The 21,922-nt window shown below is 59.5% G+C and carries 20 protein-coding genes; 11 read left to right on the forward strand and 9 right to left on the reverse strand.

What is annotated here, in order from left to right:
- Together hypF and N6P30_RS13490 are read left to right on the forward strand one after the other, a co-directional pair.
- Window positions 1-2,217: a carbamoyltransferase HypF gene (gene hypF / locus N6P30_RS13485; RefSeq protein ID WP_154827266.1), complete on the forward strand. Its 2,217-nt coding sequence runs from the start codon at window positions 1-3 to the stop codon at window positions 2,215-2,217.
- A 1-nt stretch (window position 2,218) separates the two neighbouring features.
- Window positions 2,219-3,241 (forward strand): HoxN/HupN/NixA family nickel/cobalt transporter, encoded by a 1,023-nt coding sequence (locus tag N6P30_RS13490; RefSeq protein WP_023294417.1) that lies wholly within the window; start codon window positions 2,219-2,221, stop codon window positions 3,239-3,241.
- A gap of 81 nt (window positions 3,242-3,322) precedes the next feature.
- Here N6P30_RS13490 and norW read toward each other — a convergent pair whose 3' ends face one another.
- Together norW and norV are read right to left on the reverse strand one after the other, a co-directional pair.
- Complete coding sequence (norW, locus tag N6P30_RS13495; protein ID WP_023294416.1) at window positions 3,323-4,456, reverse strand: NADH:flavorubredoxin reductase NorW; 1,134 nt, start codon at window positions 4,454-4,456, stop codon at window positions 3,323-3,325.
- Window positions 4,453-5,895: an anaerobic nitric oxide reductase flavorubredoxin gene (gene norV / locus N6P30_RS13500; protein ID WP_023294415.1), complete on the reverse strand. Its 1,443-nt coding sequence runs from the start codon at window positions 5,893-5,895 to the stop codon at window positions 4,453-4,455. The genes norW and norV overlap by 4 nt, the downstream gene beginning before the upstream one ends.
- A 188-nt stretch (window positions 5,896-6,083) precedes the next feature.
- Between norV and norR the strand changes: the two genes are divergently transcribed.
- Window positions 6,084-7,595, forward strand: a complete 1,512-nt coding sequence (gene norR / locus N6P30_RS13505; protein ID WP_023294414.1) for a nitric oxide reductase transcriptional regulator NorR — start codon at window positions 6,084-6,086, stop codon at window positions 7,593-7,595.
- Here norR and gutQ read toward each other — a convergent pair.
- The 7 genes from gutQ to srlA form a co-directional block, all read right to left on the reverse strand.
- A complete protein-coding gene (gene gutQ / locus N6P30_RS13510) occupies window positions 7,592-8,557 on the reverse strand; it encodes an arabinose-5-phosphate isomerase GutQ (RefSeq protein ID WP_023294413.1) in 966 nt (321 codons plus the stop codon). The genes norR and gutQ overlap by 4 nt on opposite strands.
- Entirely contained in the window at window positions 8,550-9,323 is a 774-nt protein-coding gene (locus N6P30_RS13515; protein WP_023294412.1) for a DNA-binding transcriptional repressor, read from the reverse strand. Before N6P30_RS13515 ends, gutQ begins: the two co-directional genes overlap by 8 nt.
- A gap of 63 nt (window positions 9,324-9,386) precedes the next feature.
- Window positions 9,387-9,746 carry a transcriptional regulator GutM gene (gene gutM / locus N6P30_RS13520; RefSeq protein ID WP_008499556.1) on the reverse strand — a complete coding sequence of 120 codons (360 nt, stop codon included), beginning with the start codon at window positions 9,744-9,746 and terminating at the stop codon, window positions 9,387-9,389.
- A gap of 92 nt (window positions 9,747-9,838) precedes the next feature.
- The gene (srlD, locus tag N6P30_RS13525; protein WP_023294411.1) at window positions 9,839-10,618 is read right to left on the reverse strand and encodes a sorbitol-6-phosphate dehydrogenase; all 780 of its coding nucleotides are present in this window, start codon (window positions 10,616-10,618) and stop codon (window positions 9,839-9,841) included.
- 14 nt (window positions 10,619-10,632) lie between these two features.
- On the reverse strand, window positions 10,633-10,995 hold the full coding sequence (srlB, locus tag N6P30_RS13530) for a PTS glucitol/sorbitol transporter subunit IIA (protein WP_023294410.1): 363 nt from the start codon (window positions 10,993-10,995) through the stop codon (window positions 10,633-10,635).
- A gap of 12 nt (window positions 10,996-11,007) precedes the next feature.
- The gene (locus N6P30_RS13535; RefSeq protein WP_008499553.1) at window positions 11,008-11,967 is read right to left on the reverse strand and encodes a PTS glucitol/sorbitol transporter subunit IIB; all 960 of its coding nucleotides are present in this window, start codon (window positions 11,965-11,967) and stop codon (window positions 11,008-11,010) included.
- On the reverse strand, window positions 11,964-12,527 hold the full coding sequence (gene srlA / locus N6P30_RS13540) for a PTS glucitol/sorbitol transporter subunit IIC (protein ID WP_003862164.1): 564 nt from the start codon (window positions 12,525-12,527) through the stop codon (window positions 11,964-11,966). The genes N6P30_RS13535 and srlA overlap by 4 nt, the downstream gene beginning before the upstream one ends.
- A gap of 251 nt (window positions 12,528-12,778) precedes the next feature.
- Between srlA and mltB the strand changes: the two genes are divergently transcribed.
- From mltB to alaS, 8 genes are all read left to right on the forward strand, one after another.
- On the forward strand, window positions 12,779-13,879 hold the full coding sequence (gene mltB, locus N6P30_RS13545) for a lytic murein transglycosylase B (protein ID WP_008499552.1): 1,101 nt from the start codon (window positions 12,779-12,781) through the stop codon (window positions 13,877-13,879).
- 300 nt (window positions 13,880-14,179) lie between these two features.
- Window positions 14,180-14,833: a metal ABC transporter ATP-binding protein gene (locus N6P30_RS13550; protein WP_023294409.1), complete on the forward strand. Its 654-nt coding sequence runs from the start codon at window positions 14,180-14,182 to the stop codon at window positions 14,831-14,833.
- Entirely contained in the window at window positions 14,830-15,690 is an 861-nt protein-coding gene (locus N6P30_RS13555) for a metal ABC transporter permease (protein ID WP_021241951.1), read from the forward strand. Before N6P30_RS13550 ends, N6P30_RS13555 begins: the two co-directional genes overlap by 4 nt.
- Before the next feature lie 14 nt (window positions 15,691-15,704).
- Window positions 15,705-16,589, forward strand: coding sequence for a metal ABC transporter substrate-binding protein (locus N6P30_RS13560; RefSeq protein ID WP_032664228.1), 885 nt, complete (start codon window positions 15,705-15,707; stop codon window positions 16,587-16,589).
- A 130-nt stretch (window positions 16,590-16,719) separates the two neighbouring features.
- The gene (gene pncC / locus N6P30_RS13565) at window positions 16,720-17,217 is read left to right on the forward strand and encodes a nicotinamide-nucleotide amidase (RefSeq protein WP_008499547.1); all 498 of its coding nucleotides are present in this window, start codon (window positions 16,720-16,722) and stop codon (window positions 17,215-17,217) included.
- A gap of 89 nt (window positions 17,218-17,306) precedes the next feature.
- Window positions 17,307-18,365, forward strand: coding sequence for a recombinase RecA (gene recA / locus N6P30_RS13570; RefSeq protein ID WP_008499546.1), 1,059 nt, complete (start codon window positions 17,307-17,309; stop codon window positions 18,363-18,365).
- Window positions 18,366-18,433: 68 nt separating this feature from the next.
- The gene (recX, locus tag N6P30_RS13575; protein ID WP_023294407.1) at window positions 18,434-18,934 is read left to right on the forward strand and encodes a recombination regulator RecX; all 501 of its coding nucleotides are present in this window, start codon (window positions 18,434-18,436) and stop codon (window positions 18,932-18,934) included.
- A 131-nt stretch (window positions 18,935-19,065) separates the two neighbouring features.
- The gene (gene alaS / locus N6P30_RS13580; protein WP_023294406.1) at window positions 19,066-21,693 is read left to right on the forward strand and encodes an alanine--tRNA ligase; all 2,628 of its coding nucleotides are present in this window, start codon (window positions 19,066-19,068) and stop codon (window positions 21,691-21,693) included.
- The last annotated feature ends 229 nt before the right edge of the window (window positions 21,694-21,922 follow it).

Consider the following 21,922-nt stretch of genomic DNA (forward strand, 5'->3'; position numbering starts at 1 on the left):
ATGAGCAGCAACGGCGTTCAGCTGCGGGTGCGCGGCAAGGTGCAGGGCGTGGGGTTTCGTCCCTTCGTCTGGCAGCTGGCGCAGGCGCTTCAGCTGACCGGTGACGTCTGCAATGACGGAGAGGGCGTGCTGGTGCGCCTCGCGGGTAATGGGGGGGCCTTTACCGCGAGGCTGCATCAGGACTGCCCGCCGCTGGCACGCATTGATCGCGTGGAAACGCAGCCGTTTACCTGGGCGCACGTGCCGGAGGACTTTACCATCCGCCACAGCGCAGGCGGGACGATGGACACCCAGATTGTCCCCGATGCCGCGACCTGCCCGGCGTGTCTGGCTGAGATGGGCGACCCACGCGAACGCCGCTATCGCTATCCGTTTATCAACTGCACCCACTGCGGGCCGCGGTTTACCATTATCCGCGCCATGCCCTACGACCGCCCGGCCACGGCAATGGCGCCGTTCCCGCTCTGTGTGCCGTGTGAAGCAGAGTACCGTAATCCTGCCGACCGCTGTTTTCACGCCCAGCCGGTCGCCTGCCCGGACTGCGGACCCGCGCTGGCGTGGCGTGCGGGCGACATGACCGCTGACAGTGAGGCTGCGCTGCGCGCCGCGGTGGCGATGCTGAAAAGCGGTGGTATTGTCGCGGTTAAAGGGCTGGGCGGCTTTCACCTTGTCTGCGATGCGCGTAACCCGCAGGCGGTCGCGACGCTTCGGTCACGCAAGCAGCGCCCGTCGAAGCCGCTGGCGGTAATGATCCCGCATGCGGATGACCTGCCGGAGACGGTTCAGGCGCTGCTACGCTCACCCGCCGCACCCATTGTGCTCACGCCAAAAGCCTGGCTGCCCGCGCTCCCGGAAGGTATCGCACCCGGTCTGGATACCGTGGGCATCATGCTTCCTGCGAACCCGCTGCAGCATCTTCTGATGATGGACTGTCAGCGCCCGCTGGTGATGACCTCCGGCAACCTCAGCGGCAGACCGCCTGCCGTCACCAACCGCCAGGCACTGGATGAGCTCAGCGGCATCGCGGACGGTTTCCTGCTGCATAACCGCAATATCCTGCAGCGGATGGACGATTCGGTGATGGATCGGGACGGTGCGATGCTGCGCCGCGCGCGCGGTTTTGTGCCGGATGCCATCACGCTGCCTGCCGGGTTCGACAATATCCCCGCCATGCTGTGCACCGGGGCGGAGATGAAAAACACCTTCTGCCTGGTGCGTGGGAACCAGGCGGTGCTGAGCCAGCATTTTGGCGATCTCGGTGACGAGGGTGTGGAAGCGCAGTGGCGTTCCGCGCTGTCGGTGATGCAGGACATTTACGCCTTTCAGCCGACACGCGTGGTGTGCGATGCCCATCCGGGGTATCGCGCTCGCCAGTGGGCGCAGGCGCAGGCGTTGCCCCTTGAAGAGGTACACCACCATCACGCTCACGCGGCGGCGTGCCTGGCCGAAAACGGCTGGCCGCGCGAGGGCGGAGACGTTATCGCCCTGACGCTGGACGGGATCGGCATGGGGGAAAACGGCGCGCTGTGGGGCGGAGAGTGCCTGCGGGTCAGCTATCTCGAATACGCGCATCTGGGTGGCCTGCCTGCCGTTGCGCTGCCGGGCGGCGATCTGGCGGCGCGGCAGCCGTGGCGCAATCTGCTCGCCCACTGCCTGGCGTTTGTGCCTGACTGGCAGCAGTACCCGGAAACCCACGCGGTACAGCGCCAGAACTGGCCGCTGCTGGCGACGGCGATCCAGCGTGGCCTCAACGCGCCGCGGGCCTCGTCCTGCGGTCGCCTGTTTGATGCAGTCGCCTGCGCGCTGGGTATCGAAACCCAATCCTGGGAAGGTGAGGCCGCCTGCCGGCTGGAAGCCCTGGCATCGCAGTGCGCGGGTGTCGACCATCCGGTGACGCTGATAGTGGATAACCTCGCGCTTTTCTGGCAGCAGTGGCTGAGCTGGCAGGCGGAGCCCTGCGCGCGCGCCTGGGCGTTTCACGACGCGCTGGCAAAAGGGCTGGCGCAGCTCGCCGCGTTTCACGCCCGGCGCCTGTCGCTGTCGACAATCTGCCTCAGTGGCGGGGTATTGCACAACCGTCTGCTGCGCGCGCGTCTGCGTCATTATCTTTCTGATTTTACGCTTCTTTTTCCTTCGCGCCTGCCCGCAGGTGACGGAGCGATCTCCTTCGGGCAGGCGGTGGTCGCCGCAGCCCGGTCATGTTTACAAAGGACTTAAAATGTTACGACTGTTACGCAATGAACCTCGCGCCGCGCTTCTGCTGCTGGCTCTGGTAATGGCAAACCTGCTGGCCTGGGGATGGGCATGGCACACCTTTAGCGGCAGCACGGCGCTGATGGCGGCAAGCCTGCTGGCGTGGTGCTACGGACTGCGTCATGCGGTGGACGCTGACCACATTGCCGCCATTGATACCGTGACGCGTAAGATGATGCAGCAGGGCAAACGCCCGTCCGGCGTGGGGGCGTGGTTCTCGCTGGGCCACTCCACCATCGTGGTGCTGGCCTCCATTGCCATCGCCGCTACCGCCACGGCGTTTCAGAAGAACATGGCGTGGTTCCACGAAACCGGCAGCCTGATTGGCACCGCCGTTTCCGCGACCTTCCTGCTGGCGATGGCGCTGGTGAATATGGTGATCCTGCGCGGCGTCTGGCGCAGTTTTCAGGCGCTAAAACGCGGCAGGCCGGTGCAGGACGACATCACGCTACCGACTCAGGGCGGGGTGATGAACTGGCTGTTTGGCAAGACCTTCCGCCTCGTCAATAAAAGCTGGCAGATGTACCTGGTCGGTTTCCTGTTCGGTCTCGGCTTTGATACGGCCACCGAGATCGGCGTGCTGGGGATCTCTGCCGCCAGCGCGTCCAGCGGAATGTCGGTGTGGTCAATCATGATCTTCCCGGCACTCTTCGCCAGCGGCATGGCGCTGGTGGATACCCTCGACAACCTGCTGATGGTGGGTGCCTACGGCTGGGCGTTTAACAAACCGCAGCGCAAGCTTTACTACAACATGACCATCACCGGCACCTCCGTGGTGGTGGCGCTGTTTATCGGCGGGCTGGAAGCGCTGGGTCTGCTGATGGATAAATTTGCCCTCAGCGGCGGCCTCTGGGATCGGATTGGCGCGGTAAACGACAATCTGGGCAACGCCGGGTTTGTCGTCGTGGGTCTGTTTGTCGCCTGCTGGCTGATCTCCATGGCGAATTACCGCTGGCGCGGCTACGACGCGCTGGTGGTACGTTCCTGAACGACCCAGTCCGGTGGCGCTACGCTTTTACGGGTCTGCATGTAGGCCGGGTAAGCGGAGCGCCACCCGGCAATACGAGGGTTAAGCAGGGAGCGATTTCAGCAGGGCGAAGGCCTCCTTCATTCTGTCCTCACTGACGACAAAGGCGCGCATCTGACCGTCGGTATCGGTGCCGCGCGCCACCATGCCCTGCGGCGAAAGGGCAATCTGCCAGTCCAGATCCTGACGCTGCGTTTCGCCTGCGAGATGCAGCGGTAATTCCGGCGTTTTCACTTTGACCAGCATGGCGGGTAATTTCACCGGGGCGTTGCCGCCGAGCAGGTTTTTCGCCAGGCACATGGCGCTTAACTGAATCGGTTGCAGGAACGGCAGCACCTGGCCGTTAATTTCCGCGCAGTCGCCCAGGGCATACATGTCCGGCTGGGTGGTTTGCAGGAAGCTGTTAACCTTCACGCCGCGGTTGATTTCGGCCCCTGCGCGATGCGCCAGCGCCGTTTCCGGGCGCAGCCCCGTCGCCGCAATCACCACATCCACCTCCACGCTGCGGCTGCGGTCGAGCGTTGCACGTATGCCGCTGCCGGTTTTGCTCAGGCTCTGCAGCTGCGATTTCAGCAGCAGATGCACGCCCATGTCGGTCAGACGATGCTGTAAGCGGCTGCTCACTTCCGCGGGCATCAGCGCCGACAGAATGCTCGCCGCGTGGTCAACCAGGGTCACGGATTTTCCCGCCCGGCAGAAGTCCATCGCCAGCTCGGTGCCGATCAGCCCGCCGCCGACAATCATCACCCGCGTGGCGTCGCGAAGCTCCGTTTCGCTGGCCTGATACGCCTGCTGGCTGTTGAGCGTGACCATCAGCTCGCGGCCCTCAACCGGCGGCACAAACGCGGAGGCACCCGTGGCCAGCACCAGCTTGTCGTACTGCCAGGTTTTATCTTTCGCTTTCACCAGACGGGCGTTGGCGTCGATATCGGTGACCCAGGTGTACGGAAACAGACGCAGGTTAAACTGTTCTGCGAACACCCCCGCCGTCTGGCGGGTGAGATCGTCGGCGCGCTGGTTCTGGCTAATGACGTGGCTTAAATCAGGCTTGTTGTACTCGTCCATGCTGTCGGCGGCGATCAGCGTCAGCGGCACGTTAGCGTCCTGCTTGCGGATATTTTTCACCAGCTGGCGGGCGGCAAAGCCCGAGCCGATAATGACGATACCGTGGCTCATTTTGCCTCCGTTGCCAGTTCATCAAAGACGTCTTTCCCGAGGGAACATTCCGGGCAGAGGAAATTGTCCGGCACCTCGCTCCACGGCGTGCCCGGGGCGACATCCTGCAGCGGCTCGCCCCGTTCCGGGTCGTAAATCCACTGGCACACGCTGCACTGCATGCAAGGACCGAGGTCGGCAGCGGCGGCTTCAGCTACGGCTTCCGGCGCAACCGCCGCAGCGGGGGCGGTTTCCGGCAGCGGTGCGAGCGCCCACTGACGGGCAATGTCGCGGCCGTGCTGGCGGCAGATTTCCAGGGCGTCGATATCCGGCCGCCATTTCGCTTTCAGGCTCATCGACATCTCAAACCCTGCATCCTGTAAACGGGTGGAAAGGCGGTCGACCGCGCCGCCGCTCCAGCCGTGGGAGCCAAAGGCGCTGGCGCGCTTGTTGCGAAAACGCAGGCCGGTCATCTCTTCGACCAGACCGGCAATCTTCGGCATCATCACGTTGTTCATGGTGGAGGTGCCCACCAGCACGCCCTTGGAGCGGAAGACGTTGGTGAGGATCTCGTTTTTATCGCTGCGCGCCACGTTGAAGATTTTCACCGCCACGTTCGGGTCCACTTCGTTGATGCCCTGGGCAATGGCGTCCGCCATCATGCGGGTGTTGTTGGACATGGTGTCGTAGAAGATCGTGATGCGATCTTCCTGGTAATCCGCCGCCCACTTCAGGTACAGCTCCACGATCTGGGTGGGGTTTTCACGCCACACCACGCCGTGGGAGGTGGCAATCATCTCCACCGGCAGGTTAAAGCCGAGGATCTCGGTGATTTTAGGCGTCACCAGACGGCTGAAGGGGGTGAGGATATTGGCGTAGTAGCGCTGGCACTGTTCGAACAGCTCGGTCTGATCCACCTCGTCGTTGAACAGACGTTCGTCGCAGTAGTGCTGGCCGAAGGCGTCGTTGCTGAACAGCACCGCGTCGCCGGTCATGTAGGTCATCATGCTGTCCGGCCAGTGCAGCATCGGCGTTTCCACGAAGATCAGCTGCTTGCCGTTGCCGATATCCAGCGCGTCGCCCGTTTTCACGGTGTGGAAGTTCCACTCCGGATGGTGGTGGTGGCCGTTGATCGAGTCGATGGCGTTGGTGGTGCAGTAGATCGGGGTGTCCGGAATATACGACATCAGCTCGGTCAGGGCCCCGGCGTGATCCTCCTCCGCGTGGTTGATGATGATGTAGTCGATGTCGTTCAGATCGATTTCGCTGCGCAGGTTCTGCACGAACTCGCGGCTGAACTTGTGATCGACGGTATCGATCAGCACATTTTTACCTTCACGAATGAGATAGCTGTTGTAGCTGCTGCCGCGCAGCGTTTTATATTCCGTCCCGTGGAAATCGCGCACTTCCCAGTCACGTTGACCCACCCAATGAATGTTATTTTTAACCAGAATAGACATAGCAAACCTCAGCGTAATATCGCGTTTTTCAAATAGGATGGTTTGCTTATATCAAGCCGCGTGCCAACTTTTAATATATTGATTTTTATAGGTTAATACTTTGATAATCCGAAGTGGGTAGTCATTATGACTATTAAAAACAGTGTCACTATGACAACATGCATTGTCAAAATGACAGTGAGGCAGAGATGAGCTTTTCCGTAGACGTGCTGGCGAAAATCGCCATTGAACTGCAAACCGGTATTGGTCATCAGGACCGCTTCCAGCGGCTGATCTCCACGCTGCGCCACGTGCTGGCGTGCGACGCCTCGGCGCTGCTGCGCTACGAGGGGCGGCAGTTTATTCCCCTGGCCATCGACGGCCTGGCGAAGGACGTGCTCGGGCGGCGCTTTACCCTTGAAGGCCATCCGCGTCTGGAGACCATCGCCCGCGCGGGTGACGTGGTGCGTTTCCCGGCGGACAGCGATCTGCCCGACCCGTACGACGGGCTGATTCCAGGCCAGGAGAGCCTGAAGGTGCACGCCTGTATCGGCCTGCCGCTGTTTGCCGGGCAGAATCTGATTGGGGCGCTGACCCTCGACGGCCTGTCGCCGGACCAGTTCGATACCTTCAGCGATGAGGAGCTTCGCCTGATTGCCGCCCTGGCCGCCGGGGCGCTGAACAATGCGCTGCTGATTGAACAGCTGGAGAGTCAGAATATTTCTCCCGGCAGCCCGGCGGCGTTTGAGCAGGTGACGCACACGGAGATGATTGGCCTCTCGCCGGGCATGGCGCAGCTCAAAAAAGAGATTGAGATTGTTGCCGCGTCCGATTTGAACGTGCTGATCTTCGGGGAGACCGGCACCGGCAAGGAGCTGGTGGCGAAGTCGATTCACGAAGCGTCGCCGCGCGCGGTCAGTCCGCTGGTGTACCTCAACTGCGCCGCGCTGCCGGAAAGCGTGGCGGAAAGCGAATTGTTTGGTCACGTCAAAGGGGCGTTTACCGGCGCCATCAGCAACCGCAGCGGCAAGTTCGAAATGGCCGATAACGGCACGCTGTTTCTGGATGAAATTGGCGAGCTCTCTCTGTCGCTCCAGGCCAAACTCCTGCGCGTATTGCAGTACGGCGATATCCAGCGCGTGGGGGACGACCGCAGTCACAGAGTGGACGTTCGCGTGCTGGCGGCGACGAACCGCGACCTGCGTGAAGCGGTGCTTGCCGGGCAGTTCCGCGCCGACCTGTTCCACCGCCTGAGCGTGTTTCCGCTTACCGTGCCGCCGCTGCGCGAGCGCGGGGACGACGTGGTGCTGCTGGCGGGCTATTTCTGCGAACAGTGCCGTCTCAGGATGGGGCTTTCCCGCGTGGTGTTAAGCCCGGGGGCGAGGGCGCATCTGCTGAGCTACGGCTGGCCGGGCAACGTGCGCGAGCTGGAACACGCGATTCACCGCGCGGTGGTGCTGGCGCGAGCGACGCGTTCGGGTGATGAAGTGGTTATACATGCCCGGCATTTTGCGCAGCATGATGAAATTGCGTCTATTGCGCAGGCTGTACCAGAGAGAGCGAATGAAAATCTGCGTGACGCCACGGAGGCGTTTCAGCGTCAGATGATTACCCGCGCGCTGGAGCAGAACAACCGCAACTGGGCGGCGTGCGCCCGGGCGCTGGAGATGGACGTCGCCAACCTGCACCGGCTGGCGAAGCGTCTCGGGCTGAAGGGTTAGATAATCCCGGCCTGATAGAAATCCTGCAGGTTGATGGCACCGCACAGCCTGCCGGTGTCATCCACCACCGGTGCGGCGGTGATTTTGCGCTTCATCAGCACCTCTTTGGCTTCAATGGCGCGGCTCTCGGCGTTCAGCGTCAGCCCGCCCAGGGTCATGGCGTCCGACACGTCTGTTTCCAGCTTGCCGCCGCCCACCAGCCAGCGGCGCAGGTCGCCGTCGGTGAACACGCCTTTGACGTACCCGTCGTCATCGCACACCGCTACCAGCCCCAGACCGGTACGGCTCAGCTCCAGCATCGCGTCCATGACGCTGGTATTGAGCTTGACCTGCGGAATCGCATCGTCAGTGCGCATCAGGTGGTGGACCTTGTTGAGCAGGCGCGCCCCGAGCGCCCCCGCCGGATGCGAGCGGGCGAAATCTTCTTCGTTAAACCCACGCGCCTGCATCACCGCCATCGCCAGCGCGTCGCCCATCATCAGGGTATTCACGGTGCTGGAGGTGGGGGCGAGGTGCATCGGACAGGCTTCACGCTCAACGGAAATATCCAGCGTCGCTTTGGCGGCCAGCGCCAGGGGCGAGCGGGATTTCCCGGTCATCGCCAGCAGGGCGACCGATTTTTCCTGCAGGCGTGGAATAATGAGATCCAGCTCTTTCGCCGAACCGGAGTAGGAGATAAACAGCATCACGTCGCGGCTCTCAATCATTCCCAGATCGCCGTGCAGCGCTTCGGCAGGGTGCACGAAGAAGGCCGGGGTGCCGGTGCTGGCCAGCGTCGCGGCAATCTTTTTGCCGATATGGCCGGATTTACCGATGCCCGCCACGATCACTTTGCCTTCGCAGTGGATAATGGTGTTGGCCGCGCGGACAAAATCCTCGCCCAGACGTTCCGGCAGGCGGCTGGCTTCCTGCAGCTCCAGCATCAGCGTCTGGCGGCCCGTTTCTAACAGAAAATCACTCATCTCTCTCTCCGGTTACGATCACGTCGATGCCTTTCTCTTCCAGCGCTTTTTTGAACGCCGGATCGATACCCGCGTCGGTAATCAGCTTATCAACGCTTTCAAGGCTACAGACAATGTTGGGGCTTTTGCGGCCAAACTTCGACGAGTCCGCCATCAGAATCACTTCCCGCGCGGCGTTGCACATGGCTTTACTGACGCTGAACACCTCGTTAAACGTCGTGACGCCCGCGTTCAGGTCGATGCCGTCGGTACCCATAAACAGTTTATCGAAGCTGAAGTGATCGAAGGCGTTCTCCGCCAGCTGCCCGTGGAACGACGCGGATTTTTTACGGAAGGTGCCGCCGGGCATCAGGATGGTCTGCTCGCAGTCGAACTCCGACAGGGCGTTGACGATGTGCAGGCTGTTGGTCATCACCGTGATGTTGTTAAAGCGGCTGAGCAGGGGGATCATCTGCAGGACGGTACTGCCTGCATCCAGAATGATCGAGTCGCCATCGTGGATAAATTTTACGGCGGCTTCGGCAATCAGCGCTTTCTGGTGGGTATTGATCAGCGTTTTGTGGTCGATAGGCGGGTCCGCTTCGTCTTTATTGAGCACCACGCCGCCGTAGGTTCGAATGACGGCGCCAGAGTTTTCGAGCAATACGAGGTCCTTGCGTATCGTCGTGCCGGTGGTGTCAAAGTAGTGGGCCAGATCCTCCACCGAGCATTTTCCCTGTTTTTGCAGATGCTCAAGAATGGCCGCCTGCCGCTGACGAGGTTTCATAGGCGCTTCGTTCCTTAGGTTGCGAAATGATAATTTCGCAAGTCTATATCTTTCACAACGAAATTATCCATGTTTCAGATTAAGCGCTAATGATAGTGCATTCTGACAGAGTGGATCATGGGGAAAGATCACATCGGGCTGCAATTCCTGCAGCGAAATGCCGTTGATTGCCTGGATTTTCACCGGACGGGCAAAGACGGTCATGCCGCGCATGATGAGGGAATCGCAGACCTTGTTGTTTTCATCCAGCGCAACAGCCACGACGACCCGCGGCTTGAAACGTCCACCGGAACGCCCGACGCCCACGCGGCCTTTCTGGCACAGGGCGTCAAACGCGCGGTTAAACCGATGGATTTGCCAGCCGCCAAACGCCATCTGGCAGAGCCAGGCGAGGGCGGCGACGGTGATGAGTGCGGTGACCATATCGGCTCCTTTAATTGCCGGGTGGCGGCTGCGCCTTACCCGGCCTACGGGGATTATAGCCCCGGTAAGCGCAGCGCCACCGGGGAATGAACTCAGAACATCACCTGCCCACCGGTGACGTTAATCGACTGTCCGGTGCAGTATGAGGCTTTCGGGCTGGCGTAAAACAGCAGCATATTCAGCACGTCCTGATAGTCGCACCCGCGCTTGAGCGGCACTTTATCGATGTAGTACTGCTCCACTTCTTCCGCTTTAATACCGAGCTTGGTGGCGTACTGCGGCAGCAGGGACTGGAACATCGGCGATTTCAGCAGATTGCCCAGCATCAGCGAGTGGACGGTAATGCCGTATTCGGCCAGATCCAGCGCCAGAGACTGCGTCAGCCCCACGCCGCCAAACTTCGCCGCGCTGTAGCCGGAGTTGTGCTTGCTGCCCACTTTCCCCGATTTTGAGTTGATCTGAATGATGCGCCCCTGAATGCCGTCGCGGATCATCAGACGGGAAAACTCGCGGGCGCAGAGGAAATAGCCCACCAGATTGACCTGCAGCGAGCGGTCAAAATCCCCCAGCTCGAAGTCGCTGATAAAGGCCGCTTTCGCAATCCCCGCGCTGTAGACCAGCAGGTCGGTGCGTCCAAAAATCTCGTCCACGCCGCGGGCGAGCGCCATCACGCTCTGCTCGCTGGTGGCGTCGGCGCCAAACCCGTACGCCATTCCTTCACCAAACTCGGTGTTGATGGTGTCCGCCACGCGGGCGGCCTTTTCACTCTGAATATCCACTACCGCCACGCGGTAACCCTCAGCGGCAAGCCCACGGCAGAGGAACTCGCCTAAGGTTTGTCCCCCACCAATGACAACGGCAACCTGACTCATGTCTATCTCCTTAATTACGCAACAAATTTTAACGTGCAGCCTGGGGTAACGGCCTGCGGAACCGGGCCCGCTACGTGAACCGTGCCGGGATATTCCGCCTGCGGCTGGCCGTCGAAACGCAGGGTGATGTGGCCCAGCTCGCGCAGGTTTTGTTCTGCGACGTCGCCGACGGCGGTCACGGCATAGCGCGCCTCGCCCAGCTCCAGCTGGCTCCCGGCCTTTAGCTCACCGTTCAGCTCGCCGTGGCAGTGGATGAAGCAAAACTCTTCGATATCCGCAGGCGCCCCTTCGCGAAAGGTGATCAGCATCTGGTCGCTCAGCGCGTCGGTGGCGCTCTGGCCGATGCGGATAATGGTGGTCTGGTAAATCACGGTCATGGCAGGAACCTCTTATTGATAAATAAAGCCGGAGACAAACCAGGCAATCAGCACCGTCGGCGCGCCCGTCAGGAAGCGGCTGACCAGCACGGACGGCACGCCCACGCGCACGGTGTCCTGGCGTGCTTCCGCCAGCGACAGCCCCACGGGGATAAAGTCGCACGCTGCCTGGGCGTTAATGGCAAACAGGGCGGGCAGGGCGAGGTGCGGAGGAATATTCCCCAGACCAATCTGCACGCCAATCAGCACGCCGATGACCTGGGCAATCACCGCGCCCGGGCCGAGGAACGGCGACAGCAGCGGGAAGGAGCAGATCAGCGCCAGCGTCACCAGCCCGAGCGGGTGGCTGGCGAGCGGGGCGAGGCCGTGGGCAATCCAGTCGCCCAGGCCTGAGGCCATGATGATGCCGATCAGCGCCGAGACGAAAGCCATAAACGGCAGGATGGTCTTCAGCACCGTGTCGATGGTGTCGCGCCCGGACTGGAACAGCACCGCCACGGCGGACCCCATCCCCATCCCGACCTTCGCCAGCAGGCCGTCGCTCTGCTCGGTAATTTTCTTGCTGGTGTCGTACTCGCGCGGGGCCGCTTTTTGCGGCGCAGACGTCCCCTTCACCAGGGTGATGTTGTCTTCCTTCACGCCTGAGACATAAATGTCTTCGAGGATGTACTGCGCCAGCGGGCCGGATTTCCCGGTGGAGTGAATATTTACCGTCGGAATGCGGCGCTTCGGATAGATGCCGCAGCGCAGCGTGCCGCCGCAGTCGATCACCGCCACGCCAATTTCCGCTTCCGGCGGTTCGCCTTCCTTGAAGCCGTCGACCGCTTCCCAGCCGGTCAGATCGCGCAACGTGTCGACGATCGCCGGGCGCGTGCCCGCGGTGATGTACACAATCTTTTTGCCTTCGGTGGCGTCGAACTCCAGCGGGCCGCCCCAGCCGCCCGTGCCTTTCTCAATGCGGATCCGGTTCATGCTGTTGCTCCTGAAAGATGGACTTTCTGTTCAAGCTGGATGCCCATTTTTTTCTCGAAAATAGCGGTGGTGAGGTCGGTCACCCAGCCGCGGAAGAAGTTGGTCACCAGACCGACCAGCAGGTAGCTCACCGCCAGCGGGCCGAGCGGCAGGCCAAGCGTGGTAAGGCCGCTGGCGATCCCGAGATAAACGAACAGCTCGCCGGGGTTGATGTGCGGGAACAGGCCGTTCATGGAATGGCAGCTGTAGGAGGCGGCGGCGTAGTAGCTCGGCTTGTACTTCTCTGGCATAAAGCGACCGAGGCTTAAGGTCATCGGGTTGCAGAACACGAAGGTGCCGATAAAGGGCAGTATCAGGTAGCGGGACAGCGGGTTTCCGGCGCAGCGCTGGGCGAAGCGCTCAATACGCTGCTGGCCGATAAAGTTAATCAGCGCGTTCATGATCACCAGCAGGCTGATCAGCAGGGGCAGGATCCCGGTCACCATGCCGGTGAACACTTCCCCGCCTTTCTGAAACAGCCCGATGAACCACTCGGCGCCGTGGGTGATGGTTTCTATCATTCTTCTCTCCTGTAGGGCGTTTGTTTTTGTCTATCTGTGGCTAATAATAATCACTTTGAAAGGTTTTAAAGTGTTAGTTAGATCTCACAATGAAAGAAAAATGGATTATTTTGAAAGATAATTGACGTGGTGAATGATTTTCGGGGGAAAAAAGCACGGATTTGCGTTGGGGAGGTGCGTACCGCTTCCTTGAGGTGTTGCGGATGCTTTACCATACTGGGTTCTTATCGAACCCGTTAAATGGATGTCTCATGTTCAAGCGTCGTTATGCAGCGCTGTTGCCTGCGCTTATTCTGCTGTCTGCCTGTAGTAGCAAACCTAAGACCGAAGCCGTTCAGCAAACGGCGGGCGCGCCTTCCGGAGGATTCCTGCTGGAGCCGCAGCACAATATGATGCAGATGGGCGGCGACTTCGCGAATAACCCGGCGGCCGAGCAGTTCATCGATAAAATGGTGAGCAAGCACGGCTTTGACAGACAGCAGCTGCACGAAATTTTGTCTCAGGCCAAGCGTCTGGACTACGTGCTGCGCCTGATGGACAGACAGGCGCCGACGGCCCAGGTGCCGAGCGGGCCAAACGGGGCGTGGCTGCGCTATCGCAAACAGTTCATTACCCCGGACAACGTGCAAAACGGCGTGGCGTTCTGGAATCAGTATGAAGATGCGCTTAACCGCGCGTGGCAGGTGTACGGCGTGCCGCCTGAAATTATCGTCGGGATTATCGGCGTGGAAACCCGCTGGGGCCGCGTGATGGGCAAAACCCGCATTCTGGATGCTCTGGCGACGCTCTCCTTTAACTACCCGCGCCGCGCGGAGTATTTCTCTTCCGAGCTGGAAACCTTCCTGCTGATGGCGCGCAACGAACAGGACGATCCGCTCGATCTGAAAGGGTCGTTTGCCGGCGCGATGGGCTACGGCCAGTTTATGCCGTCCTCCTATAAACAGTATGCCGTCGACTTTAACGGAGATGGTCATATCAACCTGTGGGATCCGGTGGATGCCATCGGCAGCGTGGCGAACTACTTCAAGGCGCACGGCTGGGTGCCGGGTGGCCAGGTGGCGGTGCAGGCGAACGGTCAGGCGCCGGGGCTGGAAAACGGCTTCAAAACCAACTACAGCATTTCGCAGCTGTCCGCGGCAGGCCTAACGCCAACGCAGCCGCTGGGCAATGCACAGCAGGCGAGTCTGCTGCGTCTCGATGTCGGAACGGGCTATCAGTACTGGTACGGGCTGCCGAACTTCTACACCATCACCCGCTATAACCACAGCACCCACTATGCGATGGCCGTGTGGCAGCTGGGGCTGGCGGTATCGCAGGCCCGCGTGCCGGCGGCGTCACCGTTTAGTCAGTAAGTTACCCCGACGGGTAGGCCGGGTAAGGCAACGCCGCCACCCGGCATGGCTGCGCGCACGGTGCGGCCTGATGCCCTCTCCCACGGGAGAGGGCGTTTTGCAGAAACATTTCTCCACACTCCCTTTTCAAACCTGCCATTTACATCCTAATCACCTTTCATTATTGTTATGTTATAACATTTAAATTGGTGCCGAGATGTCAACGTCCCTTTTCTCTCTTTCTGCGCCGGTTCGGCTTTTGCTGGCGCTGGTGCTTATCGTCTTTCTCGGCCTGGCCGTGCGCTGGGCGGTGGCATTGCCATGATCGTGATGAATGAACTGGTTGCGGGTTACGACCACCAGCCCGTCACGCGCGCGCTTTCGGGCGTCATTGAACGCGGCAGCATGACCGCCATTGTTGGGGCCAACGGCTGCGGCAAATCCACGCTGCTGAAAACGCTCGCCGGTTTTATCCCACCCGTAAGCGGCGGTTTTCGCTGGCAGGGGAAGCGGCCGGTGATTGGCTGGCTGGCACAGCGTCACGCGCTGGAGGCGCAGTTTCCGCTGACCGTGCGCGATGTCGTCAGCATGGGCTGCTGGCCGGGCATTTCGCTGCTTTCCGGGTTTCGTCGCGAAACGCGGTTGCGTATTGCCAGCGCGCTTGAGCGGGTCGGGCTGGAATCCATGGCATCATCCACCATTGATGAGCTCTCCGGCGGCCAGTTCCAGCGCATGTTGTTTGCCCGCGTCCTGGTACAGCAGGCGCCGCTGGTGATGCTGGACGAGCCCTTTACCGGCATCGATGAAGCCACCTGTAACGTGCTGATGGATGTGATGCTGGAGATGTATATGCAGGGGCAAACGCTGCTCGCGGTACTGCACGACAGCGAGCGCGTGTCGCGCCACTTCCCGCAGACGTTGCGGCTGGATGCTGATGTGCCTCAGTGGAAAACCGAGCGGGTGAGGGTGGCATGATCTGGCACACATTCTTCCAGCCGTTCATCGAGTACGGCTTTATGCGCCGCGCGCTGGTGGTTTGCCTGGCGCTTTCTATCAGCACCACCGCGCTCGGCGTATTCCTCCAGCTGCGCCGGATGAGCCTGATGGGCGATGCCCTTTCTCACGCTATTTTGCCGGGCGTCGCCGTGGGATACCTGCTCAGCGGCCTGTCGCTGCTGGCAATGAGTATCGGCGGTTTTGTCGCAGGCATTACCGTGGCGCTGCTGGCCGGTCTGGTCAGCCGACGCACGCCGCTTAAGGAAGATGCCAGCTTTGCCGGGTTTTATCTTGGCTCACTGGCGCTGGGGGTCACGCTGGTATCGCTTCGTGGGTCGAATGTCGATCTGCTGCATTTACTGTTTGGCTCCATCCTCGCCGTGGACAACGACGCCGCGCTGTTTGTCACGGGCGTGTGCATGTTCACTCTTATCGTGCTGGCGATGTTTTATCGCGGCCTGGTTACCGAAGCGTTTGACACCGCTTGGCTACAGGTGAACGCCCGCTGGCTGCCCGGCCTGCTGCACGGACTGTTTCTGGCGCTGCTGGTTCTTAACCTGGTGGCCGGTTTTCAGGTGCTCGGCACGCTGATGGCCGTCGGTCTGATGATGCTGCCGGCCGTGGCGGCACGCTGCTGGGTACGCACGCTACCGGCGTTACTCCTGATGGCGGGCATCAGCGGTATTGTCTGCGCATGGCTGGGGTTGAGCCTCTCCTGGGCGATGAGTCTCCCGGCCGGGCCATCCATTGTGCTCACCGCCAGCGCGCTGTTCTTTATTTCCATTTTATTGGGTACGCGAAGCAGGCTCGCTGGCAGTCTGCGGGCGTATTTTTAACGCAAGGGGAAACGATGAAACGTACAGGACTAGTAGTGGCAGTGGCGCTCGCGCTGGGGATGATGTCGCATGGCGTGATGGCGAAAACGCTGAATGTGGTCACCAGCTTTTCGATACTGGGGGACATCACCCAGGAGGTGGGCGGCGATCATGTGAAGGTGACGACGCTGGTGGGGCCGGACGGCGATCCGCATACCTTCGAACCGTCGCCGAAGGACAGCGCGGCGCTGAGCAAGGCCGATGTGGTGGTGGTGAACGGTCTGGGGCTGGAGGGCTGGCTTGACCGCCTGGTGAAAGCCTCCGGGTTCAAAGGGCAACTGGTCATCGCCTCAACAGGCGTGAAAACGCACACGCTTGAGGAAGATGGAAAGACCGTGACCGATCCGCACGCGTGGAACAGCGCGGCGAACGGGGCGTTATATGCACAAAATATTCTTAACGGGCTGGTGAAAGCCGATCCGCAGGACAAAGCCGCGCTGGAAGCCTCCGGTAAACCCTATATCACGCAGCTCAATCAGCTGGATAGCTGGGCCAAAACGCGCTTTAGCCAGATCCCGCAGGCGAAGCGCAAGGTGCTGACCAGCCATGACGCCTTCGGCTATTTCAGCCGCGCTTATGGCGTAACCTTCATGGCACCTCAAGGACTCTCTTCAGAGAGCGAGGCCAGCGCGGCGCAGGTTGCTGAGATCATCAATCAGATCAAAGCCGACGGCGTAAAAACCTGGTTTATGGAAAACCAGCTCGATCCGCGTCTGGTGAAGCAGATTGCCTCGGCGACGGGCGCGCAGCCAGGGGGAGAACTTTACCCGGAGGCCTTGTCAGCAAAAGGCGGCGTGGCAGACACCTACGTCAAGGCGTTCCGCCACAATGTGAATACCCTCGCCGACAGCATGAAATAACCTCTTCCACGGCCGGTGCGTTTGCACCGGCTTTTTTCTGAAGCCCCCTCGTAAAACCTGAAGCGCATCCCCACATCTGACGAGAAAGTGCTATCTTGTGCAGCACGTTTTTCTGATGCCTGGAGCGAGAATGACTGACCATGAATTGATGCAGCTTAGCGAGATCGTTGGCCTGGCGCTTAAGCAGCGTGGGGCGACAATGACCACCGCGGAATCCTGCACCGGCGGCTGGGTGGCGAAAGTGATTACCGATATTGCCGGCAGTTCCGCCTGGTTTGAACGCGGTTTTGTGACCTACAGTAACGAAGCTAAGGCACAAATGATTGGCGTGCGTGAAGCTACGCTGGAACAGCATGGCGCGGTCAGCGAACCGGTGGTCATTGAAATGGCCATTGGCGCGCTCAAGGCGGCGCGGGCAGATTACGCGATTTCCATTAGCGGCATCGCGGGGCCGGACGGCGGCAGCGACGTGAAGCCTGTTGGCACCGTCTGGTTTGGGTTTGCCACGTCTAAAGGGGAAGGGATCACCCGTCGGGAGTGCTTCAGCGGCGATCGCGAAAGCGTGCGCCGTCAGGCAACGGAATATGCGTTAAAAACGCTCTGGCAACAATTTCTACAAAACACTTGATACTGTATGACCATACAGTATAATTGCACCAACAGAACAGAAATCCACGGTGAAGCACAGTCGCTTCTCCCGGCATGACAGGAGTAATAATGGCTATCGACGAAAACAAACAGAAAGCGTTGGCGGCAGCACTGGGCCAGATCGAAAAGCAATTCGGTAAAGGCTCCATCATGCGCCTGGGTGAAGACCGTACCATGGATGTGGAAACGATCTCCACCGGTTCGCTTTCTCTGGATATCGCGCTGGGCGCGGGCGGCCTGCCAATGGGCCGTATCGTAGAGATCTACGGGCCAGAATCCTCCGGTAAAACTACCCTGACGCTGCAGGTGATTGCTGCGGCACAGCGCGAAGGTAAAACCTGTGCGTTCATCGATGCCGAGCACGCGCTGGATCCTGTTTATGCGCGTAAGCTGGGCGTGGACATCGACAACCTGCTGTGTTCTCAGCCGGACACCGGTGAGCAGGCGCTGGAAATTTGTGACGCGCTGGCGCGCTCCGGTGCGGTTGACGTTATCGTTGTTGACTCCGTTGCCGCACTGACGCCAAAAGCGGAAATCGAAGGTGAAATCGGCGACTCTCACATGGGCCTCGCGGCACGTATGATGAGCCAGGCGATGCGTAAGCTGGCCGGTAACCTGAAGCAGTCCAACACGCTGCTGATCTTCATCAACCAGATCCGTATGAAAATTGGTGTGATGTTCGGTAACCCGGAAACCACAACCGGTGGTAACGCCCTGAAATTCTACGCGTCTGTCCGTCTGGATATCCGCCGTATCGGTGCGGTGAAAGAGGGTGAAAACGTCGTCGGTAGCGAAACCCGCGTGAAGGTGGTGAAGAACAAAATCGCTGCACCGTTCAAACAGGCTGAGTTCCAGATCCTCTACGGTGAAGGGATCAACTTCTACGGTGAACTGGTTGACCTGGGCGTGAAAGAGAAGCTGATTGAAAAAGCGGGCGCCTGGTACAGCTACAACGGTGACAAGATTGGTCAGGGTAAAGCGAATGCTATCTCCTGGCTGAAAGAGAACCCGGCTGCGGCGAAAGAGATTGAGAAGAAGGTGCGCGAGCTTCTGCTAAACAACCAGGACTCCAAACCTGATTTCGTAGTCGATGCTGCGGATGCTGAAGAAACCAACGAAGACTTTTAAGTCTCTCGTGTAAAGATGAAGGGCTGCTGATGCGGCCCTTTTTGCATTTCTGATTCTACAGGTTTTTTATGAGTGAACCGACATCACGCCGACCCGCCTACGCGCGCTTGCTGGATCGTGCGGTGCGCATCCTGGCCGTGCGTGACCACAGTGAGCAGGAGCTGCGGCGGAAGCTGTCGGCTCCGGTGATGAGTAAAAACGGGCCGGAAGAGATTGATGCCACGGCGGAAGACTACGACCGCGTGGTGGCCTGGTGCTATGAGCATCATTACCTGGACGACGATCGCTTTGCTTCCCGCTTTCTCGCCAGCCGCGGCCGCAAGGGCTACGGCCCTGCGCGCATCCGGCAGGAGCTGAACCAGAAAGGGGTGGCCCGGGAGTCCATCGAAAAAGCGATGCGCGAGTGCGAGATTGACTGGTGTGAACTGGCAAAAGAGCAGGCGATTCGCAAGTACGGCGAACCGCTGCCGCGTGAATTTTCAGAAAAAGTCAAAATCCAGCGCTTTTTGCTCTACCGCGGCTTTCTGATGGAAGATATTCAGGATATCTGGCGTAATTTTGCCGATTGAACGCATGCGGGATTTTACTTCCCACTAAAGAAAACTTATCTTATTCCCACTTTTTCCAGTAGCTGGTCTGTCCAACGGTTTACCGATACAGGCTGGCTATGACATTTCGTTAGCTTGATTTCAGGATAATTATGAGCAAGAGCACCGCTGAGATCCGTCAGGCGTTTCTCGATTTTTTCCATAGTAAGGGACACCAGGTTGTTGCCAGCAGCTCCCTGGTACCGAACAACGATCCGACTCTGCTGTTTACCAACGCCGGGATGAACCAGTTCAAGGATGTGTTCCTTGGTCTCGACAAGCGTAATTATTCCCGCGCCACAACCTCACAGCGTTGCGTGCGTGCGGGCGGTAAACACAACGACCTGGAAAACGTCGGTTACACCGCGCGTCACCACACCTTCTTCGAAATGCTGGGTAACTTCAGCTTCGGCGACTACTTCAAACACGATGCCATCCAGTATGCGTGGGAACTGCTGACCGGTGAAAACTGGTTCAACCTGCCGAAAGAGCGTCTGTGGGTTACCGTCTATGAAACCGATGACGAAGCCTACGAAATCTGGGAAAAAGAGGTCGGTATCCCGCGCGAGCGTATTATTCGCATCGGTGATAACAAAGGCGCGCCATACGCGTCTGACAACTTCTGGCAGATGGGTGATACCGGTCCTTGCGGTCCGTGCACCGAGATCTTCTACGATCACGGCGACCACATCTGGGGTGGCCCTCCAGGCAGCCCGGAAGAAGACGGCGATCGCTACATTGAGATCTGGAACATCGTCTTCATGCAGTTCAACCGTCAGGCCGACGGTACCATGGAGCCGCTGCCGAAGCCGTCCGTTGATACCGGTATGGGTCTGGAGCGTATTGCCGCGGTACTGCAGCACGTTAACTCCAACTATGAGATTGACTTGTTCAGCACCCTGATCAAAGCCGTTGCGGAAGTGACCGGCGCGACCGACCTGAATAATAAATCGCTGCGCGTTATCGCAGACCACATTCGTTCCTGCGCGTTCCTGATTGCCGACGGCGTTATCCCGTCGAATGAAAACCGTGGCTACGTGCTGCGTCGTATCATTCGTCGTGCTATTCGTCACGGCAACATGCTGGGCGCGAAGGACACCTTCTTCTATAAACTCGTTGGGCCACTGATTGGCGTGATGGGGTCAGCGGGTGACGAGCTGAAACGCCAGCAGGCGCAGGTTGAGCAGGTTCTGAAAACCGAAGAAGAGCAGTTTGCTCGCACGCTGGAGCGCGGTCTGGCGCTGCTGGACGAAGAGCTGGCGAAGCTTAAGGGCGACACCCTGGACGGCGAAACCGCTTTCCGCCTGTACGACACCTACGGCTTCCCGGTTGACCTGACAGCGGACGTTTGCCGCGAGCGTAACATTAAAGTTGACGAAGCGGGCTTCGAAGCCGCGATGGAAGAGCAGCGCCGTCGTGCGCGCGAGTCCAGCGGTTTCGGTGCAGACTATAACGCGATGATCCGCGTTGATAGCGCGTCTGAATTCAAAGGTTATGAGGCGCTGGAACTGACCGGCAAAGTGACCGCCCTGTTTGTTGACGGCAAAGCCGTGGACAGCATCAGCGCAGGTCAGGAAGCCGTAGTCATTCTGGACAAAACGCCGTTCTACGCCGAATCCGGCGGCCAGGTTGGCGATAAAGGCGAACTGAAGGGCAATGGTTTCAGCTTTAGCGTCAGCGACACCCAGAAATACGGTCAGGCGATTGGTCACCAGGGCAAACTGGTTTCCGGTTCTCTGAAAGTGGGCGAGGGCGTCCAGGCTAACGTTGATGAAGCTCGCCGCGCGCGCATTCGTCTGAACCACTCGGCAACCCACCTGATGCACGCTGCCCTGCGCGACGTGCTCGGTACCCACGTTGCACAGAAAGGTTCTCTGGTTAACGATAAAGTGCTGCGCTTCGACTTCTCGCATTTTGAAGCGATGAAGCCGTCTGAAATCCGCGCGGTGGAAGATCTGGTGAACGCGCAGATCCGTCGTAACCTGCCAATCGAGACCCACATCATGGATCTCGAAGACGCGAAGAAAAAAGGTGCGATGGCGCTGTTTGGCGAGAAATACGACGAACGTGTTCGCGTGCTGAGCATGGGCGACTTCTCTACCGAACTGTGCGGCGGTACACACGCCTCGCGCACCGGTGACATCGGCCTGTTCCGCATCGTTTCCGAGTCGGGTACGGCGGCAGGCGTGCGTCGTATTGAAGCGGTGACCGGTGAAGGTGCGATTGCCAGCCTGCATGCGCAGAGCGATCAGCTGCACGACATCGCGCAGCTGCTGAAAGGCGATAGCCAAAACCTGGGCGAGAAAGTGCGCGTTGCGCTGGAACGCACGCGTCAGCTGGAAAAAGAGCTGCAGCAGCTGAAAGAGCAGGCTGCGGCGCAGGAGAGTGCAAACCTCTCCAGCAAGGCTGTAGACATTAAGGGCGTCAAACTGCTGGTCAGCGATCTGGCGGGCGTTGAGCCTAAGATGCTGCGTACTATGGTCGACGATCTCAAGAACCAGCTCGGTTCTACCGTTATCGTGCTGGCGACAGTGGCAGATGGTAAGGTTTCTCTGATTGCGGGCGTCTCTAAGGATGTGACTGACCGCGTAAAAGCAGGGGAACTGATTGGTATGGTCGCTCAGCAGGTGGGCGGCAAGGGTGGCGGTCGTCCGGACATGGCGCAAGCCGGTGGTACGGATGCGGCGGCACTTCCTGCGGCATTAGCCAGCGTTGAAAGCTGGGTAAGCGCGAAACTGTAATAACTACAAAGCACAAGCAGACGCCATAGCGGTAACGTTATGGCGTCTTGTTCACTGTGCTATCGATAACGATAAAGTCAGGTTGAGTTTGTGTATATCGGCTAAACTTACGTTTAACAGAATGTGATGCCGTGACTGCTTACACTTTACGTGTTTGTCATCGCTTACTTTTTGGCGTTATATGATGGATAATGCCGGGATACAAGAGACCCGACTCTTTTAATCTTTC

This window comes from Enterobacter sp. PL1 (assembly GCF_945957325.1).
GTDB classification, from domain to species: domain Bacteria; phylum Pseudomonadota; class Gammaproteobacteria; order Enterobacterales; family Enterobacteriaceae; genus Enterobacter; species Enterobacter roggenkampii.

Coding starts and splice junctions, on each gene's coding strand:
- srlA (WP_003862164.1), bottom strand. CDS start 12,527: ATGATAGAAACCATCACCCACGGCGCCGAGTGGTTCATCGGGCTGTTT.
- mltB (WP_008499552.1), top strand. CDS start 12,779: ATGTTCAAGCGTCGTTATGCAGCGCTGTTGCCTGCGCTTATTCTGCTG.
- norR (WP_023294414.1), top strand. CDS start 6,084: ATGAGCTTTTCCGTAGACGTGCTGGCGAAAATCGCCATTGAACTGCAA.
- norV (WP_023294415.1), bottom strand. CDS start 5,895: ATGTCTATTCTGGTTAAAAATAACATTCATTGGGTGGGTCAACGTGAC.
- srlB (WP_023294410.1), bottom strand. CDS start 10,995: ATGACCGTGATTTACCAGACCACCATTATCCGCATCGGCCAGAGCGCC.
- pncC (WP_008499547.1), top strand. CDS start 16,720: ATGACTGACCATGAATTGATGCAGCTTAGCGAGATCGTTGGCCTGGCG.
- N6P30_RS13515 (WP_023294412.1), bottom strand. CDS start 9,323: ATGAAACCTCGTCAGCGGCAGGCGGCCATTCTTGAGCATCTGCAAAAA.
- N6P30_RS13550 (WP_023294409.1), top strand. CDS start 14,180: ATGATCGTGATGAATGAACTGGTTGCGGGTTACGACCACCAGCCCGTC.
- N6P30_RS13535 (WP_008499553.1), bottom strand. CDS start 11,967: ATGAACCGGATCCGCATTGAGAAAGGCACGGGCGGCTGGGGCGGCCCG.
- recX (WP_023294407.1), top strand. CDS start 18,434: ATGAGTGAACCGACATCACGCCGACCCGCCTACGCGCGCTTGCTGGAT.
- hypF (WP_154827266.1), top strand. CDS start 1: ATGAGCAGCAACGGCGTTCAGCTGCGGGTGCGCGGCAAGGTGCAGGGC.
- srlD (WP_023294411.1), bottom strand. CDS start 10,618: ATGAGTCAGGTTGCCGTTGTCATTGGTGGGGGACAAACCTTAGGCGAG.
- recA (WP_008499546.1), top strand. CDS start 17,307: ATGGCTATCGACGAAAACAAACAGAAAGCGTTGGCGGCAGCACTGGGC.
- gutM (WP_008499556.1), bottom strand. CDS start 9,746: ATGGTCACCGCACTCATCACCGTCGCCGCCCTCGCCTGGCTCTGCCAG.
- N6P30_RS13555 (WP_021241951.1), top strand. CDS start 14,830: ATGATCTGGCACACATTCTTCCAGCCGTTCATCGAGTACGGCTTTATG.
- norW (WP_023294416.1), bottom strand. CDS start 4,456: ATGAGCCACGGTATCGTCATTATCGGCTCGGGCTTTGCCGCCCGCCAG.
- gutQ (WP_023294413.1), bottom strand. CDS start 8,557: ATGAGTGATTTTCTGTTAGAAACGGGCCGCCAGACGCTGATGCTGGAG.
- N6P30_RS13560 (WP_032664228.1), top strand. CDS start 15,705: ATGAAACGTACAGGACTAGTAGTGGCAGTGGCGCTCGCGCTGGGGATG.
- alaS (WP_023294406.1), top strand. CDS start 19,066: ATGAGCAAGAGCACCGCTGAGATCCGTCAGGCGTTTCTCGATTTTTTC.
- N6P30_RS13490 (WP_023294417.1), top strand. CDS start 2,219: ATGTTACGACTGTTACGCAATGAACCTCGCGCCGCGCTTCTGCTGCTG.